The organism is Nostoc sp. ChiQUE02 (assembly GCF_034531305.2).
Lineage (GTDB): Bacteria > Cyanobacteriota > Cyanobacteriia > Cyanobacteriales > Nostocaceae > Nostoc.
Genome location: NZ_JAVRBN020000004.1, coordinates 170,410 through 189,073, shown reverse-complemented (window position 1 = coordinate 189,073; position 18,664 = coordinate 170,410). Strand labels below are relative to the sequence as shown.

Sequence of the window (18,664 nt, the reverse complement as noted above, 5' to 3'; positions counted from 1 at the left end):
TCAGATACTAACATCGAAGATTACCAATTATGCTAGAACAAGGCACTATCAGTATTCATACTGAGAATATTTTCCCGATCATCAAGAAGTCGCTTTACTCAGATCACCAAATCTTCTTGCGGGAACTGGTATCCAACGCTGTAGACGCCATCCAAAAGCTGAAAATGGTATCTCGCGCCGGAGATTATGCTGGAGACATCGGCGAACCAGAAATTGAAATTGCCATTGACAAAGATAAGAAAACCCTATCCATCTCCGATAACGGTATCGGGATGACCGCAGAAGAAGTTAAGAAATATATCAATCAGGTTGCCTTCTCTAGTGCTGAAGAATTTATTCATAAGTATGAAGGCAAATCAGATCAACCAATAATCGGTCACTTCGGTCTTGGTTTCTACTCTTCCTTCATGGTGGCGCAAAAGGTAGAAATTGATACCCTATCCTATCAAGAAGGGGCGCAGGCGGTTCACTGGACTTGCGATGGTTCCCCAGCATTTACCCTAGAAGAATCGCCCCGGACAACTCGCGGTACTACTATTATTCTCAGCCTGCAAGGGGAAGAAGAGGAATTTCTTGAATCTGCACGAATCAAGAATCTTGTCAAGACATACTGCGACTTTTTGCCAGTCCCAATTAAACTAGATGGCGAAGTAATAAATAAGCAAAAAGCACCGTGGCGAGAGTCTCCAAGTAACCTAACTCAAGAAGATTATTTAGAGTTTTACCGCTATCTGTATCCTTTTCAAGAAGAACCACTGTTGTGGGTACATCTAAATACAGACTATCCCTTTATCATCAACGGGATTCTGTATTTCCCGAAAATGAGACCGGATGTAGATGTTACGAAAGGGCAGATCAAGCTATTTTGCAATCAAGTTTTTGTCAGCGACAACTGCGAAGAAATTATCCCGCAATTTCTGATGCCGATGCGGGGTGTGATTGATAGCACCGATATTCCCCTGAACGTATCGCGCAGTGCCTTGCAAGGCGATCGCACCGTGCGGAGAATTGGTGACTACATTGCCAAAAAAGTAGGCGATCGCCTCAAAGAACTTTTCCGCGATAATCGTGAACAATACATTAGTGCGTGGAAAGACCTCGGTACCTTTGTAAAATTCGGCGTTCTCAACGACGAAAAATTCAAAAAACAAATTGAAGATATCATCGTCTTCCGCACCACCGCCAAGCTGACAGAAAAAGTTGCTGCTGAAACTCCAGTGGTTGAAGTCCAGTCTTCAGACGGGGATGCTTGGCAAGATGTGACTCCTCCCTCACCCAGTTCTGAGAACTCAACACCCAGCGCACCTTACACGACTCTGAAAGAGTATTTAGAACGTAACAAAGAACGTCACGAAAACCGGGTTTTCTACAGCACTGATGGAGCAACTCAAGCTACATACATAGAGCTGCACAAAAATCAAGGTTTGGAAGTCCTATTTATGGACTCCTTTATCGACACTCACTTTATCAACTTTCTAGAGCGCGAATATCAGGATGTCAAGTTTACGCGAGTAGACTCCGATTTAGATAATACCCTGCTAGAACAAGACAAAGCTACGGAAATTGTCGATCCCAAGACGAACAAAACTCGGAGTGAGACGATCAAAGAGTTATTTGAGAAATCCCTCAACAAACCCAAACTCAACATCCGTACCGAAGCTTTGAAATCAGACGATCCTCAAGGGACACCACCTGCGATCGTGCTTTTACCAGAGATTCTCCGCCGCCTGCGAGAAATGAACGCCATGATGCAGCAGCAAACAGCAGAGTTTCCCGAAGACCACATTTTGCTGGTGAATACTGCTCACCCGCTGATTCAAAATCTGGCAAATATTAACCAAGGTAGTATCATTCAAGGTGACGGTCAATCGCCTACAGATCAGTTAGTCAACTTGATTTGCCAACACGTATACGATTTAGCGCTGATGTCTCAGAAAGGATTTGACGCTGAGGGAATGAAATCCTTCGTCGAGCGATCGAATGAGGTACTCACCAAGCTGACAGAACAAGCTAGTAAATAGTTCTGAGTGCTGAGTTAACAGAAGAGACGCGATTAATCGCGTCTCTACAGGAGTTAGGAGTTATTTCTCCCCCTGCTTCCTCTGTTTCCCCTGCTCCCTCATCTTCTTAGGGACTTCCAGAAAATAAATTATCCAAATTTACTCAGATAAGATTTTTCTTTCTCCCCCTGCTCCCTGCTCCCGTTCGGCTACGCTCGCGGCAAGCCTGCCCCCCTGCCTCCAAAGCGATAGGATATTTTTTTAGTTGGAAGTCCCTTACTCTCCACTTCTGTTGCCTAAGACCTAAAATGGAAAGGCTGTATTAAAATAACAATCTGGAGATACTTGCTATGTCCCGTCGCTGTGAACTAACTGGTAAGAAGGCAAATAACGCCTTTGCTGTTTCCCACTCCCACCGCCGTACTAAACGCCTTCAGCACGCTAATCTGCAAAACAAGCGTGTTTGGTGGGAAGGCGGAAATCGCTGGGTGAAATTAAAGCTATCTACCAAAGCAATCAAAACCCTACAAATTAATGGTTTAGAAGCAATGGCAAAAGAAGCTGGTATTAACCTAAATCATTACTAAGTAATCTGGATTTGATAACCCGAAACTTTTGTAGGGTGGAATATAGGTGATTCGTAGAGGCGCACAGCTAGCTGTGCGCCTCTAATGTTTATTACATCTTGAATGGCAGGCTATTTTGAATTCTGTTGGCAGCAAAAGAGAAATATAGGAATCCGTTTTGATTTGGAGAACTTACTTACGTGGTGCGCGAAGTGCGATAGGCAGGCAAGAGGCAACGGGAGAGAACACTCGTTAAGTTGTACTGAGTTTTTTCACGCAATAAAATATGAGTTTTATATGTAATTATTAAACTACGGATAAAACCTGATGTCTCTGAATAAAGATACTTATCAGTTTTGTATTTCTCATAATTGAACTTAGACTGCTCTGTACCCAAAATTAATTATGAATTAATTTTGTAATTGCAACTAACGAACGAGGCAATAGAAGGCTTGATAGTAGAGCTATAAAAGGAAATCCAGAAACGAAAAACCGCACTGGAAGCTGCAAGTAATCAAGACTCTCCACCAACCAAGACTAGTTGAGCAATTACAAAAAAACAAGGGAATACTGAAAGCAGGTAGTCTATTTTATTTATACTTTATGACAACGAACAGTTATGAAGCGTCGAACCACTTAGACCTGCAAGAGTGTCACAAACAGCTACAGCTAACGGTTCAATATCAAAAAATATTGGCGAGGATTCTGGCTAAGATTCGCGCATCTGTAAATATAGAATCCCTCTGTTCGACTTCTTGTCAAGATATTTGTCGGCAATTGAAGATTGAGCGAGTTGCAATCTACCGCTTTAACACTGACTGGAGCGGTAGTTTTATCAATCGTTTTGGCTTTGCAGAACATCCTTGGGATGCATTGACCGCCTTTGGACAGGACTTGGTGTGGCAAGATTCGCATTTGCAAGAAACTCAGGGAGGGCGATATCGCAAAAATGAGCCGTTTGCTGTGGCTGACATTTACGATGCAGAGCACGCTCGCTGTCATATTGAAGTATTAGAACAGTTTCAGATTCGGGCCTATGCGATCGCACCGATTTTTATTGGTGCAAAACTGTGGGGAATGCTGGCAGCCTATCAACACTCCGCTCCTCGGCAATGGTATCCTCATGAAGTCGAATTCTTTGCCCAAGCTGCCAGCCATCTTGGTGTGGCAATGCAGCAGGCAGAAAATTTAGAACAGACTAAACAACGCACAGCAGAACTGCAAGATGCGATCGCGCGGCAACGTGCCTTAACGGAAGTCGTAGGAAATATTCGCTCGTCTGTAAATACCAAAATTATTCTAGATACTGCCTGCCAAGAACTCTGCAAACTCCTGAAGTTAGAGCGGGCAGCAATTTACCGCTTCAATGAAGACTGGAGCGGCGAATTTGTCAGCCAATTCGGGATGGTAGAAGCACAGTGGAATAGAATCCATCCTTTTGGTAAAAATCTCGTTTGGGAAGATACCTACCTCCAAGAGACGAAAGGTGGACGCTACCGCAATAACGAAAGTTTTGTTGTCAACGACATCTATCAAGCCGGACACTCGCGTTGTCACATCGATATTTTGGAGCAATTCAAGATTCGGGCATATACCTTAGCGCCCATCTTCATCGGCCCAAAACTGTGGGGACTGATCGCAGCATATCAACACTCCGGGCCGCGCCAATGGGCAAATTACGAAGTGGAGTTTCTGGGACAGGTAGGGGCACAATTAGGAGTAGCGATTCAGCAAGCCGAGAATTTGGCTCAGTCGAAACAACAGGCTTCTGCCCTACAAGATGCGATCGCTCGGCAACGAGCATTAACTGAAGTAGTCGGTAAAATTCGCTCCTCTTTAAATATTGATTTAATCCTAAAAACTACTTGCCAAGAAGTATGTAAACTGCTGCGAGTTGAGCGGGTTGGCGTTTATCGCTTCAATGAAGACTGGAGTGGCGAATTCGTGAGTAATTTCGGCATGGTTGAGGCACAGTGGGACAGCATTAATCCCTTTGGCAAAAATCTAGTTTGGGAAGATACTCACCTCCAAGAAACCAAAGGCGGACGCTACCGCAACAACGAAAATTTTGCTGTAGAGGATATCTACCAAGCCGGACACTCGCGCTGCCACCTAGATATTTTGGAGCAGTTCAAGATTCGTGCCTATGCGTTAACCCCGATTTTTGTGGGACGAAATCTGTGGGGATTGTTGGCTGCCTATCAACATTCTGCACCGCGCCAGTGGGATAGTGTGGAAGTGGAATTTTTGGGACAGGTTGCTAGCCAACTGGGAGTAGCGCTCCAAAGTTCTCAAATGGTGACTCAAATTCAAACTCGCGCTGATGAACTGCAACAATCGGCTGAACAGCGGCGGATTTTATTTGATTTGGTTGTCAAAATTCGGGAATCCTTGGATTTGGAGACGATATTTAAGACTACAGTACTGGAAGTAAGGCGATCGCTAAATACAGATCGAGTTGGCATCTTCCGCTTTGACCCGAATGTCGGTTTTTGCAGCGGTGAATTTATTGCTGAAGATGTGTTACCCAAGTTCGATTCTGCCCTCGCCGTGAAGGTGCAAGACTATTGCTTCGGTGACCAATACGCACCGCAATATTCCCAAGGCCAAGTGCAAGTAATATCTGATGTCAACAGTGTTGGCTCCAAGGTGCCTCATCTGGATGTAATTGAGCGATTCCAAGTCAAAGCACAGATTATTGTGCCGTTGATAGAAGGTGATGAACTGTGGGGGTTGTTGTGCATTCACCAATGCACCCATACACGTCATTGGGAAGAAGCTGAATTGGAATTTGTTACCCAAGTGGCGGCTCAACTCAGTGTAGCGCTACGTCAAGCCAACTTGTTTCAACAATCCAGTTTGCTGGGTCAAACTCGTGAAGAAGCGAATCAACTCGCGCAGACACTGAATGAGCTGCGGACTGCCCAAATGCAAATTATCCATGCTGAAAAAATGGCTAGTTTGGGGCAACTGGTGGCGGGAGTTGCCCATGAAATTAATAACCCGATTAATTTCATTCATGGCAACTTGGAACACGCCCACCAATACACACAAGAATTGCTTCGCTATGTGGAGCTTTTTTGGCATCATTATCCCGATGCCGCACCAGAGATCAAAGAGTTTTTCAATAAAGCTGAAATAGAGTATTTATTCGACGACTTACCTAAATTATTCCAATCCATGCAGGTAGGCACTGAGCGTATTTGCGAAATTGTTACCTCTTTGCGGAACTTCTCGCGCCTGGATGAAGCTGACTTCAAGCCAGCAAATATTCACGAAGGCATCGACAGTACATTAATGATTTTGCAAAATCGCTTGAAGCCCTCAGCCGATAGCCTCACCATTCATGTGAGCAAAGACTATAGTATGTTACCTCTAATAGAATGCTATCCCGGTCAGTTGAATCAGGTATTTATGAATTTGCTGTCCAATGCCATTGATGCCTTAGAAGAACGAACCACGCAGCAATCTTCTGAAGCGCTGGCAAAAAACCCCAGCAAAATCCAAATTTCAACCTCCCTGCTCAATAAAGATTGGATTGTCATTCGGATAGCTGACAACGGACTCGGCATGGATGAAAAAGTCCTTTCTCGACTGTTCGATCCATTTTTTACTACCAAGGTTGTCGGTAAAGGTACAGGGCTGGGACTGTCTATCAGCTATCAGATAGTTACAGAAAAACATAATGGCAAGATATACTGCCAATCTGAACTTGGCAAAGGTACAGAGTTTGTGGTTGAGTTGCCGATTCGTCAGGTCGCAGCTAGAAGATCAGTAGCTAAAGTCCAGGTGTTAGACCAAGTATAAGCAAAGAGGCAAAGTGATGATTTTCAGCCGTACACCTGAAACATTATCACTTTTTTACTCAGCACTCACTACTGTTTTGGTCACGGTAGTATTATAATTACGAACTAGCGATCGCATCAGCGTTAGCAAGTATTCAAGCATCAAAGTCCCCAATCCCCACAATTTAAAAGAGGTAGAGGGGCAAGGTGCTGCTCTTGCAGAGGCAAAAACTCTTCTCCCTTGCTCCCTGCTTCCTGCTCCCTTGCTTCTTCCCCAGTCCCCAATCCGTATCTGGTTGCTACAGTCGGGGTGAAAAATACTAAGCTGGTAGATAGCACGTTTAAACTTTAGCGGAAATTCGGAATCGCATTCATCGGCGGTTCAAAATTCCCCATTGGCGAACTACCTGTAATTACATTATGTTTGATGCTCTATCTGACCGTTTAGAATCCGCCTGGAAAAAACTGCGGGGACAGGACAAAATTTCTCAATCCAACATTCAAGATGCATTGCGCGAAGTGCGCCGCGCCTTGTTGGAAGCAGATGTTAACCTCCAGGTAGTCAAAGATTTTATTAGCGAAGTCGAAGCCAAGGCACAGGGAGCCGAGGTGATTACCGGCGTGCGACCTGACCAACAGTTCATCAAAATTGTTCACGATGAACTGGTGCAGGTAATGGGAGAAGAGAATGTTCCCATAGCAGAAGCCCAGGAACAGCCTACCATTGTGCTAATGGCTGGGTTGCAAGGTACTGGTAAAACCACAGCTACCGCTAAGTTAGCCTTACATCTGAGAAAATTAGAGCGTAGCTGTTTGTTGGTGGCGACTGACGTATATCGCCCAGCAGCGATCGACCAGTTGCTGACGTTGGGTAAGCAAATTGACGTACCAGTATTTGAACTAGGAAGCGACGCTGATCCCGTAGAAATTGCCCGACGGGGTGTAGAACGCGCCAGAGCAGAAGGTGTAAACACAGTAATTATTGATACTGCTGGTCGCCTGCAAATTGACGAAGATATGATGGCGGAATTAGCCCGGATCAAAGCAACCGTCCAACCCCATGAAACTCTGTTGGTGGTGGACGCGATGACTGGTCAAGAGGCAGCGAATCTTACCCGCACCTTCCATGAGCAGATCGGAATTACTGGGGCAATTCTCACTAAGATGGATGGTGATAGCCGTGGTGGTGCAGCGCTGTCAGTGCGAAAGATTTCGGGAGCACCGATTAAATTTGTGGGCGTCGGCGAGAAAGTTGAGGCACTGCAACCGTTTTACCCCGATCGCATGGCATCGCGAATTCTGGGTATGGGCGATGTACTGACCCTGGTAGAAAAAGCCCAAGAAGAGTTTGACTTAGCCGATGCTGAGAAAATGCAGGAGAAAATCCTGTCAGCGAAGTTTGACTTTACTGACTTTCTCAAGCAGTTGCGGATGCTGAAGAATATGGGTTCTCTGGGAGGCTTCATCAAGATGATTCCAGGGATGAACAAGCTCTCAGACGATCAACTGAAGCAGGGAGAAACCCAGTTGAAGCGCTGTGAGGCGATGATTAACTCCATGACTCGCCAAGAACGCCATGACCCCGATTTATTAGCCAGTTCTCCCAGTCGGCGGCGGCGGATTGCTTCTGGTTCCGGCTATAGAGAGTCCGATGTCACGAAACTGGTGGGTGATTTCCAAAAAATGCGATCGCTCATGCAGCAAATGGGTCAAGGCGGCTTCCCTGGAATGCCAGGAATGTTCGGCGGTGGCGGTATGGGCAACGCCTTTGCCGGTGCTGGTAATCGTCCCCCTGCTCCAGGATGGCGAGGTTATGATGGTGTCCCAGCCACGAAAAAGAAAAAACCCAAAGATAAAAAGAAAAAAGGCTTTGGCAATCTTTAGTCATTAAGTAATGACCAATGACTAATGACAAATAGCAGCAAATGCTAGGCAGTGCTAAAATTAGCATTTCGACCTCAGAATTTATCAGCAGAGGAAACTAACCCTCAATTTCTCGGCAACAGCCAGATTTAGGTTACTTCCTCACCAATTAGTTGCTAACTAATATCTAACAACAGGAGAATGATTCTTCAACCATGATCAAACTGCGCTTGAAGCGATTCGGTAAAAAGCGGGAAGCAAGTTACCGCATCGTCGCCATTAACAACCTTGCTCGCCGCGATGGCCGTCCCCTAGAAGAGTTGGGATTCTACAACCCCAGAACCGATGAAGTGCGACTAGACGTTCCCGGTATCGTCAAGCGACTACAACAAGGCGCTCAACCCACTGACACCGTCCGTCGCATTCTAGTAAAAGCTAATGTTTTTGAGCAGGTCAGTGCAACAGCCGCATCATAATTTCGGAACAAAATTACCAACAGCTAGTCCCAACTATGTTGAACTGGTTCGGTTTTTGGTGCAGCCGTTTTTGGAATCTCCAGAGACATTAAGTGTCGATTGTGAAATTTCTCAGGCCCTCAATCGGGTTTGGGTTCGCATCGCCTTTGAAAGCACAGATAAAGGGAAAGTGTTTGGTCGAGGGGGACGCAATATCCAGGCGATTCGTACAGTAATTGCCGCAGCCGCAGCCGCAGCTGGGCAATCAACATACCTGGATATCTACGGCAGCACCACGCCGGGCCGTGAGGGTATGTCTTTTGATGAAGAGACAGAAGAGCGATCGCCACCGCCGACTAGGAGAGAACCGCGTGCAAATGATGGGCCTAAACCCATTGTTAAACCGCGCCTCCGCTAGGTTGAAACTAGAGAGCAAGTCTGAGCGGTTGTAGTAACCTCCGCTCAGAATTTTTGTAAAAATGGAAAGTCAAGAGGGCGAATAAAATTCGCGGCTACACAAACATAGACGCTTTGCGGCTTCCCGTAAGGTAGTCCGCAGAGGCTGACTAAAGAAAAATTGAGGTTTTGAAACCCACGGACGTAGGTTTTGCTTGTGTAGATGCGGTTTCTAGCCGCCCTTTTAACGTTAAGTTGACTATAGCCGATTAATTTGTTGCAAATATTTTTCCAAAAAATAAGTAATAAAAACGTAATTTCGCCGTTAACGAGAAAATATTAACCTTTGTCAAACACAGATCCTCACCAATTACGAAATCCTATGGCAGGTGCCTTAACAATTCAGCTGCCGAATGTTCCCAGTGCGATCGCTCTTGCAGGAGATGGAGAAGAAAATCTCAAAATCCTATCTCGGCAAACAGGAGCCAGTTTAGTGCTACGCGGACAGGAATTAGTGATTTCTGGTACCGAAAAGCAAATCGATCTGGCTTCTCGATTAGTGCGATCGCTTGAAGACCTCTGGATTAAAGGCAATACTATTTCCAGTGCCGATATTTTAACAGCTCGTCAAGCTATAGATAGCGATCGGCAAGGGGAACTGCAAGATTTACAGCGAGATATCCTCGCTAAAAGTCGTCGGGGTGAAGAAGTTCGTGCCAAAACCTTCCGCCAGCGTCAATATATCGACGCACTCCGTAGACGTGACCTGACTTTTGGTATTGGGCCCGCTGGAACCGGCAAAACTTATCTCGCTGTTGTTGTCGCCGTGCAAGCACTCCTTGCTAACCAGTTTGAAAAGCTGATCTTAACTCGCCCTGCCGTCGAAGCCGGTGAAAAACTTGGTTTTTTGCCTGGAGACTTGCAGCAGAAAGTTAATCCCTATCTTCGCCCACTTTACGATGCTATCTATGAATTCATCGACCCAGAAAAAATACCCAGCTTAATGGAACGCGGTGTGATTGAAGTCGCACCACTTGCCTATATGCGGGGACGCACCCTCAATAACGCCTTTGTAATTGTGGATGAAGCTCAAAATACTACACCTGCTCAGATGAAAATGGTTCTGACTCGTTTAGGTTTCCGTTCTCGGATGGTGATTACAGGCGACATGACACAAACTGATTTGCCACTTCACCAACAATCAGGTTTAGGAGTGGCTTTACAAATTTTAAAACACGTTGAAGGCATTGCCTTTTGCGAATTTTCTCAAAAGGATGTCGTGCGCCATCCTCTAGTTCAGCGTATTGTCGCTGCTTATGAACAATATGAAAAATAGTCATTAGTCATTGGTCATTAGTAAAAAACTAATAAATGACAACGGATAAATAACAAAGGACAAATAACAAATGACCACAACCTTAAAAGAATTTTTAGCAGCTTGCGAGACTTTGGGAACTTTGCGTTTAATTGTTACTAGCAGCGCTGCTGTATTAGAAGCACGAGGCAAAGTAGAAAAGTTATTTTATGCAGAATTGCCCAAAGGAAAGTATGCGAATATGCACACCGAAGGCTTTGAGTTTCACTTAAATATGGACAAAATTACTCAGGTTAAATTTGAAACAGGCGAAGCCAAGAGGGGTAATTTTACAACCTATGCCATCCGATTTTTAGATGAGAAACAAGAGCCTGCCTTAAGTCTATTTTTGCAATGGGGTAAACCAGGAGAATATGAACCAGGACAGGTGGAAGCTTGGCAGTTTCTTCGAGAACAGTATGGGGATATTTGGCAACCTTTACCAGCAGAAATTTAAGACAGCTAAACTGATAAGGGTGGTGGAAATCGGATATCTGCACTGAATTCCTCTACATTAACGCTGCGATGAATCGGTAAAACATATTCTAAATTTTCGTGGGGGCGGGGAATAATATGATAAGAAATCACTTTGCCACCCTTAACTTGCAACACCGCCTTTAATCCTGCTGTCACCGCCACATTCACCTCGCCCACAACCCCCCGGATTAACACGGTAATTCTTCCCAAATCAGTATTTTCATAACCAACAAGGGTAACACGGGCAGCTTTACACATAGCATCTCCCACTTCCACTGCTGTGGGAATGCCATAAACTTCAATCATGCCTAATGCCAATGTCATGCTGTTACCATAATTTGGGATTGTAGGTTAACTATCTTTAACTTTGTTAGCTGTTGGCGATGGTAAATTAGTGACTAAACGATATTCTGTAGGTGAATAGTTAGTAAGTTAATACACAATAGCTTAAATGCATTATAATCCCATAGATTAACAAAATTGGCGCAAATAAACTGAACAATACAAAGTACTAAAAGCTTTATGCTAAAACACTGACTACAAACTTTTAATTTTTAGAAAAACTGACTTAATTTTTAATGGTTAAATACAAAACTGCTAATGTTTGCAATAAAGGGAATTTGGAGTTTTTGCTTGCTGGTTTTTTTTCTATTGTGGGGTGGCGAAGCTCTTGCAGGAGAGTTGTCTGAACGGTTAGCAAATTTTCCCCAGTGGGAAAAATTAACTTCAGTGCAACCAGCTTCGGGTGATTTGGTTTACCCTGGATGGATGGCTGGCTCTTGGCAAGTTACGAGTACGTTGGTAGATTTAGCTGCACCTTTAGCACCAGAGATCGTAACGCCAGGGTTCGAAGGTAATCGCCAACAATTAAATCAACCTGTGAGTTTTTTAGTAAGATTTGTGAAAGAGCAACCACATATTCCTGGGTTAAAAATATTTCCTCAGATAGATTATAAATCCCCAAATTTAGTTGCAGATAGAGCGTTTAATAGCTTAAATTTGGCACGGGCTTATTTGGGGAATCAAGCAGTGTTACTAGTCAAAGTAGATCCAGATTCACCTAATCGTCAGATTACATTCTTGCGTAGCAGTCGCCAACTAGTTTCTATTGTGACTGCACGGGCAACAGAAACTACCTCTAATGGCAAGTTCATCACTACAGAACTGTTTCAACAACTGTTCAAAGGCGGTTCACGCCCCTATTTAAATTCTGTAGAATCTACCACCGCTTATCATAAACTTCCAACATCTAATCCGGCAATTGAGGCAGATCAAGTTACTGCTGTCTATCTTTCACCCCAAGATCCAGATTACTTTAAAGCTGGTTCTCGACCAGTTGCTCTCTATCGCTATCGCCTAGAATTTGTCCCCGCACAAATGCCTACTACTCCAAAAGAGTGATTTAAATCTATAGCCCTTGACTACTTTATAATACATTTGTAGTATATAAATTCCAAGTTTACGATCGCGCCCTTGGACAGTGTGCATCATGGCCAAATTTCAAGATATTGTCAATTACTTTCGCTCTGATTGGAAGCTGAGTGTTTTCAGTATTACCACATCCAGCATTTACGAAATTATTGATTTGGTTGTCCCTTATGCGATCGGGCAGATTTTAAACGTTTTGTCCGATCAACCTTTGGATAAACCACTTCAAAGTGCGATCGCAACTTTTTCAGATATCACCAATTACCCAGTTAATAAAGCTCTATCTTTGAGTGTATTACTAGGTTTGATTTTTGTTGTCACCGTAGTGAGAGCGCCGACACAGCCTTGGTTAAGCAATTGGTTTCACTGGGATATAGCTTTCAGATCGCGTCGAGATAAAACCGAAACAGCGATCGCCAAAGTTCTGACTCTGCCACTAGAATTTTATGATGAAAATAACCCTGGACGTATTGCCGGAAGAGTCGCTAGAGGTGTAGCTAACCACACTTGGGCGTATCCTGAAATTGCCGGACAGTTGATTCCTAAACTGGTTCGTGTTCTGGGAATTTTTGTGTTTATCTTGTTCATTGAGTGGCGAATTGCAATTTTATATCTAATTTCCTTTGTAATTATTCTCAGCTTCAGCTTGAAGAATTTACAGCAGTTAATTGAGTACGAAACTCGTGTGGATAAATATGGAGAGGACACCGAAAGCCGCACTTCCGAATTGATCACCAATATCAAAACGGTGAAAGCATTTGCTACAGAAGCTAGGGAACTGAAACGGCAAAAACAACGTTTAGATCGTGAACTAGCGGTGCTTAATTATCGCATCCACAAAGGTTATACGATACTGGGTACTTGGCAAAAAACTGTAATTCAGTTTTGTGTGTTTACTATCCTGGGTTTGACTTTAGCAGCAACACTAAATGGGAGAATTTCTCTTGGTCACTTTGTCATGACTTTAACTCTTTCTAGCATGGCTTATGCCGAATTAGAACCTATTAGTAGCTTGGCAGAAGTTTTTGCCCGTCGTTATTCTTCCATGCTGCGGTTCCACGAATTTCTGCAAGAGCCAATTGCATCTGATTCAGCTAGCCTTTTAGAAGAGAGCAACCAGACAGAATCACCTTATAAATTTACTGGAAAAGTTGAACTGTCACACGTCAGTTTTGGATATGATGCCAACCGTCAAGTTTTGCAAGATATTAACTTGTTGATTGAGCCATACCAAACAGTCGCATTAGTGGGACGTTCCGGTTCTGGTAAGTCTACTTTAGTGAAGTTGTTGTTGCGATATTTTGAACCTCAAGCAGGTCAAATTTTGATTGATGGTCAAGATATTCGGACTTTGGATGTGGGTAAATATAGACGGAGGCTAGCGATCGTTCACCAAGAAGTAGATGTTTTTAACGGTACTATATTGGATAATCTCACCTACGGTAGAATGAATGCCAGTTTGGAGCAGGTTCAAGAAGCCTGTAAAATTGCCAGAGTCGATGAAGTAGTGCAGCACTTACCCCAAGGTTATTACACTGTCGTGGGAGAACGAGGCGTCAGGCTATCTGGAGGACAAAGACAACGCTTGGGAATTGCGAGGGCGTTGCTAGTGGAACCAGACGTGCTGGTTTTTGACGAAGCCACCTCTAGTTTAGATTATGAGTCGGAGCGTTCAATTCAGCTAGCGATGCGATCGATTCAGGGCACTTGCACCACCATCGTCATTGCCCACCGTCTAAGCACAGTGCGGGAAGCAGATAAAATTGTGGTTCTGGAGCAAGGAAAGATTGTAGAAGTGGGTAGCCATGATGAACTATTGCGTCAAGAGGGCATTTACCGCCGCTTACACTCCCTGCAAGAAACAGGAGAACTTCTGAGTTAGGGAACATAGACATTTGGGATTTTGCATTGATCCCATAAATCAATATCCTTGATTAAATCGACCTTATTGTATTGTCAATAAGGTCGATTTTTAACTTGTCCCAACAGTATTTTGTACAAAACTAGAAATTCTCAGTCACCAGTCATAATGTATACAATATGTGATAATGGATTTCAGATAAAAATCATAGTCCACTGAACTCTGCCTGCTTAAGTAATCCAAGAAGTGAGGCTTGCAATTTGCGTATGTTAAATATATAAACTGAGTCTTTGCTATTGCCATTTTTACATGGGGATAAAAACGCTGATACATTCGCTAGGTATCTATGCAATAAGTCTTATTAATTATTTAATTAAATTATATTATCTGTGACTATAACTAAAATTACTCCTGGACAAACACTTACTTCTACACAAAAAGTTGGCTTAGATTTAGTTGCTGTTTTGGGTGGCGGACGAGATGTTGTCTTGGCGATTGATTTGACAGAAAGTGTAGGCTTGAATGATGAAGGTCGTATCCGCTTACGTCAGATCATTCAAGATAGCCTTAAGCCTGGAGATACTGTCTACATTATTCCTTTTGCTCAAGATGTAGTTTTAAATGAAGTTAAAGCGGGTGTAAATCCGTTGGGAACACCCATCTCCTTTATTAGTAATAATCAAGAAAATATTGACAAAATTTTAGCAAGAATACCTTCGCCAGATTCAAAATACTATGGTACAGATATTCAGCAAGCTGAATTTACTATTTATCAAGGTCTAGCTCAGATTAATCAAAATCGCCTGCAAGAAAACCAATCTATAAAACCACAATCAGTAGTTTGGGTTACAGATGCGCCCCTATTTACCGAACCAGGAATTACGTCGCAAATTTGGATAGAAACGCCTGCTACTAGTCCTTTTCGGATAGTAGATTCTCCAGAAAGCCAACAACGACAAGCTTGGATTAAAGATTTGCCCATTCAGAAGCGATCGCTATCAATTAAAACGCAAAATAATCAAGAGTATAAACTTACGGTAGTCGATATTGCTCCTACAGTCCAGGAATTTTGTACACCAGCGCCAGGTAATCAAGAAACTTGTTTAGTCACACCTTATTTAATTAGAAAATTATGGTTGCCTGGACTAACTTCAATATTAATCCTAATAGGTCTATTCTTAGCTGGACTAAAATTATATCGTCTCCGAAAAAAATGGGAACTTATAGTTGACTTTGAAGCAACCGCACAATTTGCATAGGTTTAGGCGGTACTGGACGCGATGTTTTGATGCGAATCCGGCGGTTAATTGTTGACCGTTATGGAGATTTAAGCAATCTCCCAATTGTGAGTTTTATTCATATTGACACAGATAAAGCCGCAACCCAAGTCACCGGTATTCGTACAGGAAGTACATATCATGGTGTTGACCTCAGCTTTAAAGAGGCAGAAAAAGTCAGCGCTACAATGTCCTCCAACGAAGTTACTATGTTTGTCGAAGGATTGGAGCGACGATCAGAATATACTCGTCATGGCCCATACGACCATATTGGCAGATGGTTTCCACCACAACTATTGCGAAATATTAAAGCAGTTGAAGAAGGTGCAAAAGGCATTAGACCTGTAGGTAGGTTAGCTTTTTTCCACAATTATCAAAAGGTTAAAACAGCAATTGAAAGCGCAGAGAGGCGCACCAGAGGACATGATTCTTTATTGCTGAAAGCTGCTTTAAGAGTTGAACCAGGACTAAGCATTTTTGTTGTCGGTTCTCTTTGTGGCGGTACAGGTAGCGGCATGTTTCTGGACATTGCTTATAGCCTCAGACAGCTTTATAGCGATCAGAGCGCCAAAATGTTTGGCTATCTAGTGATTAGTCCAGAATTGTATGGTAATGCTCCTAGCATGAGCGCTAATACTTATGCCGCTCTCAAAGAATTAAATTATTACAGCACACCAGGCACAAAATTTGAAGCATTTTATGACTTGCAAAATTTAGTTTTTATCCAAGAACAGCGTCCACCATTTGACTATACCTATTTAGTATCAAGTCAAACAGCAGGTGAGTATTCAATCTTGGTTCAAGGTAAACTATGTAATGTTATTGCCCATAAGATTGCTTTAGATTTTTCTAGTGAATTAGCACCAGCAATTAAAGGCAGTAGAGACAACTTTCTGCAACACATGATCCAATGTGATAAACACCCACGTCCCAATAGCCAACGGTATTTAACATTTGGATTGGCGGCTATCTATTTTCCCCGCGATACTATTGTACAAATTGCCTTAAATCGCGTTAGTTTAGAGCTAGTAAAATTTTGGTTAAACGGCAAAGGTCAAAGTCCAGATCCCGTAAAATTAATTGAGCAATTCCTTATTCAGTATCATTGGCACAACGATCCAGAAAATAAGGATAATTTCACTACAAAACTAGCAGAATCAGTTCAAGAGAACAACAAGAGTTTTCGTAATACTATTAGTACCTGGAGAAATAAATTAGAGCGGCAAATTTCGGAGTGTCAAAAACGCGAAAATCGCAATGATATTCGCGGACAGTTACCAAGGGAATTTAGAGAGCAATTCCGCAAAGTTCAGCCAGGTGAAACTGAAAGCACTAGAGGAATTTGGCTCACTAGGTTACTACAAATTTCTCCAAATACTACCAAGGAGCTAAAGAGTAATATTGATGATTATTTAAGTCAATTACTCACACCTACAGATTCTAATTTCTCCATTAAAAGTACCCGTGACTGGCTAGATGGTTTGCAACATGAATTGCATAACTATCAACTAAACTTGCAAGAAAAAATCACTGATCGTGGTGGAATGAAAATTTTGGAAGATTTAGAAAGAAAATGGCGAGACATTGAACAAACAATCGAGGATATTGAACAGAAACCTGGTATTCCACTTTTAAATAATAAAAATACCCAATTCCAAGATGAAGCCAAAAAATCAGTACAGGAAATCTGCAAGATTATTCAGCATAACTTTGATGTCACAGTCGTTCAAGAGTCACTAAAAATTGTTAATAACTTACAAAAGCATGTTCAAGAGAGAACAACTCAAGTTGCTGCCTTTAATAGCTTAGTAGAAGATTTACAAAGTTTTTATGAAAAGCAAGATAGGGACTTGAGACAATTAAATTTTGATGAAATGAGTGGTGAAGCAATATTTGATGGTGAAGATATTGATCGATGTTATCAAAATATTTTACCGGAAGAGGATTTACGTCGCCAGTTTGTGTTAGTAAGTTCGACAATTACAGAACAAACTGGTAGAGGACAATCTTTGGCAAGTTTTATAGATAGAGAACGTACCACTCCAGATCAGTTACACAAAGAAATTGACTTGAAAGTTGATAAATTATTTGCTTCTCGGAGTATTAATATTGTCAACTCTGTAATTAAACGTTTTATGCAAAACTACTCTTTAGCAGTACGTTCAACTCGTTTAGCACAAGTTATGCAAGAAGCTGAACCTCTCTTGCGTTTGAATTTAACTGATCCCTATTTTCGAGAAGATCCTGCCAAAAGTAGTAAATTAGTTGGTTTTAAGGATACAGATGAGTTAGAAGTCCGACAATTTAAAACTTTGCTTACACAGGATATAGGAGTGGAACCAAGTGTCTTAAAAGCAACCCAAGCCGAAGATGAAATTTTAATTGTGAATGAGTATGCTGGTTTTCCTCTCAGACTAATTAGTAGTTTATCAAGAATGAGAAACCCTTACCTACGCGAACAGCATTCTCCGACATCTTTTCTTCATAACGACTATAACGTTTCATTTCCTGATATTATTCCACCTGATGCCAGGAAAATGGAAGAACTGGAAGATGTTTTTTATCCTTGTTTAGCATTGGCTTTATTAGAAAAAAATCAGGGCAATCAACAGTTAGAATTTCAATATCACGATCCATTACGCGATAGTTATACCACTGCTTCTTTAAGTCCAGAGTGGAGTCAAGCTTTGGAGGAACTTGCTAACCGTAAGGATATGACTGAAGCTTTACAACAGCTTTTAGATGATGAGATTGCTGGAATAGAAAGACAACCGGAACTTTGGGAAAATAACTATTTAGTTAAATTGCGGCAATTTGTCAAACAAGTTGATGAATTTCCAGAAGATAGTGCCAATTATCCATACAAAGCAGCAGTAGTTGGAACTCCTACAAGTACTGATACTGTAGCTAAAGAGGGAATTATCAATCGTTTTCGGAGAAAGATGAATGAGCGATTTAAAAATTCCCAAATCCAAACCAGAGATATAGGAAATAAAAAAGCTATTGTTGGTGAGATAGTTGTTGATTTTCCTATAGAATCTACTGATAATTTAGCAAAAAGGCGCTTAGAACTGGAGCGACTAAAGCAAGATTTAGCGGACGATTTGATGAGTGAAGAAGAGTACGATCGCCAAAAACAAAAAATCTTTGCTAAATACCCAATTTAGTCTTTTTAGGAAAAAATCATACTATCAAGGTGTTT

The 18,664-nt window shown here is 42.4% G+C and carries 14 protein-coding genes; 12 read left to right on the top strand and 2 right to left on the bottom strand.

Translation table 11 applies throughout. The features are described from left to right. Positions 1-29 precede the first annotated feature (29 nt). The 3 genes from htpG to RM347_RS05960 all read left to right on the top strand — a co-directional run bounded on the left by htpG (position 30) and on the right by RM347_RS05960 (position 6,373). A complete protein-coding gene (gene htpG, locus RM347_RS05970) occupies positions 30-2,021 on the top strand; it encodes a molecular chaperone HtpG (RefSeq protein WP_322717446.1) in 1,992 nt (663 codons plus the stop codon). A 329-nt stretch (positions 2,022-2,350) separates the two neighbouring features. Continuing rightward, positions 2,351-2,587 carry a 50S ribosomal protein L28 gene (gene rpmB / locus RM347_RS05965; protein ID WP_292718775.1) on the top strand — a complete coding sequence of 79 codons (237 nt, stop codon included), beginning with the start codon at positions 2,351-2,353 and terminating at the stop codon, positions 2,585-2,587. A gap of 582 nt (positions 2,588-3,169) precedes the next feature. Further along, positions 3,170-6,373 carry a GAF domain-containing sensor histidine kinase gene (locus tag RM347_RS05960; protein WP_322717445.1) on the top strand — a complete coding sequence of 1,068 codons (3,204 nt, stop codon included), beginning with the start codon at positions 3,170-3,172 and terminating at the stop codon, positions 6,371-6,373. 140 nt (positions 6,374-6,513) lie between these two features. On the opposite strand, the gene RM347_RS05955 is transcribed toward RM347_RS05960, so the two are convergent. Beyond that, positions 6,514-6,690, bottom strand: a complete 177-nt coding sequence (locus RM347_RS05955; protein WP_322717444.1) for a hypothetical protein — start codon at positions 6,688-6,690, stop codon at positions 6,514-6,516. An 81-nt stretch (positions 6,691-6,771) separates the two neighbouring features. Here RM347_RS05955 and ffh point away from each other — a divergent pair, with 81 nt between their 5' ends. The 5 genes from ffh to RM347_RS05930 all read left to right on the top strand — a co-directional run bounded on the left by ffh (position 6,772) and on the right by RM347_RS05930 (position 10,876). After that, entirely contained in the window at positions 6,772-8,235 is a 1,464-nt protein-coding gene (gene ffh, locus RM347_RS05950; RefSeq protein WP_322717443.1) for a signal recognition particle protein, read from the top strand. A 194-nt stretch (positions 8,236-8,429) separates the two neighbouring features. Continuing rightward, the gene (gene rpsP / locus RM347_RS05945) at positions 8,430-8,690 is read left to right on the top strand and encodes a 30S ribosomal protein S16 (RefSeq protein WP_012409382.1); all 261 of its coding nucleotides are present in this window, start codon (positions 8,430-8,432) and stop codon (positions 8,688-8,690) included. Further along, positions 8,653-9,087, top strand: a complete 435-nt coding sequence (locus RM347_RS05940) for a KH domain-containing protein (protein WP_322717442.1) — start codon at positions 8,653-8,655, stop codon at positions 9,085-9,087. Before rpsP ends, RM347_RS05940 begins: the two co-directional genes overlap by 38 nt. 360 nt (positions 9,088-9,447) lie before the next feature. After that, positions 9,448-10,401 (top strand): PhoH family protein, encoded by a 954-nt coding sequence (locus RM347_RS05935; protein ID WP_322717441.1) that lies wholly within the window; start codon positions 9,448-9,450, stop codon positions 10,399-10,401. 70 nt (positions 10,402-10,471) lie between these two features. Then, complete coding sequence (locus RM347_RS05930) at positions 10,472-10,876, top strand: ChuX/HutX family heme-like substrate-binding protein (protein WP_322717440.1); 405 nt, start codon at positions 10,472-10,474, stop codon at positions 10,874-10,876. Positions 10,877-10,881: 5 nt separating this feature from the next. Here the strand turns inward: RM347_RS05930 and RM347_RS05925 are convergent, their stop codons facing one another. Continuing rightward, positions 10,882-11,220, bottom strand: a complete 339-nt coding sequence (locus RM347_RS05925; protein ID WP_322717439.1) for a carbon dioxide-concentrating mechanism protein CcmK — start codon at positions 11,218-11,220, stop codon at positions 10,882-10,884. 276 nt (positions 11,221-11,496) lie between these two features. On the opposite strand from RM347_RS05925, the gene RM347_RS05920 reads away from it, so the two are divergent. The 4 genes from RM347_RS05920 (at position 11,497) to RM347_RS05905 (ending at position 18,629) form a co-directional block, all read left to right on the top strand. Next, positions 11,497-12,297 (top strand): DUF6816 family protein, encoded by an 801-nt coding sequence (locus RM347_RS05920; RefSeq protein WP_322717438.1) that lies wholly within the window; start codon positions 11,497-11,499, stop codon positions 12,295-12,297. An 88-nt stretch (positions 12,298-12,385) separates the two neighbouring features. Next, on the top strand, positions 12,386-14,206 hold the full coding sequence (locus RM347_RS05915; protein ID WP_322717437.1) for an ABC transporter ATP-binding protein: 1,821 nt from the start codon (positions 12,386-12,388) through the stop codon (positions 14,204-14,206). 368 nt (positions 14,207-14,574) lie between these two features. After that, complete coding sequence (locus tag RM347_RS05910; RefSeq protein WP_322717436.1) at positions 14,575-15,444, top strand: VWA domain-containing protein; 870 nt, start codon at positions 14,575-14,577, stop codon at positions 15,442-15,444. Between the two features lie 29 nt (positions 15,445-15,473). Next, positions 15,474-18,629 (top strand): tubulin-like doman-containing protein, encoded by a 3,156-nt coding sequence (locus RM347_RS05905; protein ID WP_322717435.1) that lies wholly within the window; start codon positions 15,474-15,476, stop codon positions 18,627-18,629. Positions 18,630-18,664 lie beyond the last annotated feature (35 nt).